The sequence below is a fragment of the Microcoleus sp. OTE_8_concoct_300 genome (assembly GCF_031383065.1).
Taxonomy (GTDB): Bacteria; Cyanobacteriota; Cyanobacteriia; order Cyanobacteriales; family Microcoleaceae; genus Microcoleus.
In genome coordinates this window covers 1-1,510 of sequence record NZ_JANMZH010000620.1, presented here as the reverse complement: position 1 = coordinate 1,510, position 1,510 = coordinate 1, and the positions used below count along the sequence as shown (strand labels likewise).

At 44.3% G+C, this 1,510-nt stretch carries 1 protein-coding gene and 1 pseudogene; one reads left to right on the top strand and one right to left on the bottom strand.

Annotated features, from left to right (window positions below; translation table 11 throughout):
• A pseudogene (locus ACUVJL_RS28465) lies at positions 1-164 on the bottom strand (sensor histidine kinase); the annotation flags it as partial.
• Positions 165-746: 582 nt separating this feature from the next.
• On the opposite strand from ACUVJL_RS28465, the gene ACUVJL_RS28460 reads away from it, so the two are divergent.
• The coding region (locus ACUVJL_RS28460) for a response regulator (protein ID WP_445248917.1) at positions 747-1,510 on the top strand (764 nt) is incomplete at its 3' end.

Here is a 1,510-nt window from a genome sequence, read left to right as displayed (position 1 = left end):
TCTTGGCGCTGTCGCACAAAGTAGATTAGCATGATGGGGATGGAGTAGTAAGCTAAAGCAATTAAACCATCGGATAAAATATGTAATCCTACTAAGTTTGTTTGCCAGAGATAGCAGTGACCGTGAGGAATGAATCCTCCTGTCTCAAAAAATTGTGTAATCATACCTAACCTGCATTATTCATGAGTGCTGAAGTGCTTAACGATTCACGGTAAACGCATCTAATTTCTAAATTCCCATATATAGCGTTTGAGTAGAGACAAAAGCGCTACAGGTGAAAAAACCGTTCTCAATAAACAACAATAAAGCCGAGTTATTATGCTAAAACCCCTCGTTATTGACAATATGCGTTTACCCTGCTTAGCGATTGAGTTCTGCTATGGTCCGCTTCCTGGTCGAAGTCCTACCGGGAAAACCCCTTTTGATTAGGGAGATGTCAAATTGTCAACTCAGCAGCACGAGACATCCGATGGCAATGACGAGTAGATTTGCCCTGTAAGAAATGTGGTTGTTCATAAATCGGCTGCTGGGAAAAAAAGGTTCTCTGCCATGTTACGCCAAACGAAGAAGGGCAACTACGGGCGGATTATCCCTACCTGAACAAGTCAGATTTTGTAGTGGCTGTGCCACGGTGCCAGTCCTAGAACCCTGCGATCGCATGACTTCTTTCTACATAAAGTGAGTGGATAACCTAATAATTCAAGTATACTCTTGTTCATAGGGTTATAGTCCTCTACCAGAAAAGTATGGAAATCAGTAGGATTGTCGATAGAACTAGGGATAGGGTTAGCGATCCAGCCACCAACTACCGAGGCAATATTTTAATTGTTGACGATCGGCCTGATAACCTGCGTCTTCTGGGCCTTACTTTGAGCGCACATGGTTATAAAGTTCGCTGTGCCCCAACAGGCGCAATGGCGCTCCGAGCGGCCCAATCGCCATGGACGGAACTAATTTTACTCGACATTAAATTGCCCGATATTGATGGCTATGAAGTTTGTAAACAATTAAAATCTGACGAGAAAACCGCAGGCATTCCGATAATTTTTTTGAGTGCTCTCAATGAAACTTTCAATAAGGTTCAGGGGCTGGCTGTTGGTGGGGTAGATTATATTGCTAAGCCGTTTCAAGTCGAAGAAGTATTAGCTCGTGTCGAAACTCACCTAACCATCCGACGGTTGCAACAAAGCCTCCAAGAGCAGAATTTACGTCTCTTGAGAGAAATCGAAGAACGCCAACGTCTCGAAGAGTCCCTCTTTGCCGAAAAAGAACTAGCTCAAGTGACGCTCCAATCGATTGGTGATGCAGTTATTACTACCAATGCTCAAGGTAATGTGCGATATTTCAATCCTATCGCTGAGCAACTGACAGGCTGGAAGGCTGATGAGGCTCAGGGACTCCCCCTTTCTACAGTCTGTGTAATTGTCAATGAAGTAACGCGAAAGCCAGTAGAGAATCCGATCGCCAAGGCTCTGTTGGAGAAGCGAATTGTGGGCTTAGCTAACCATAC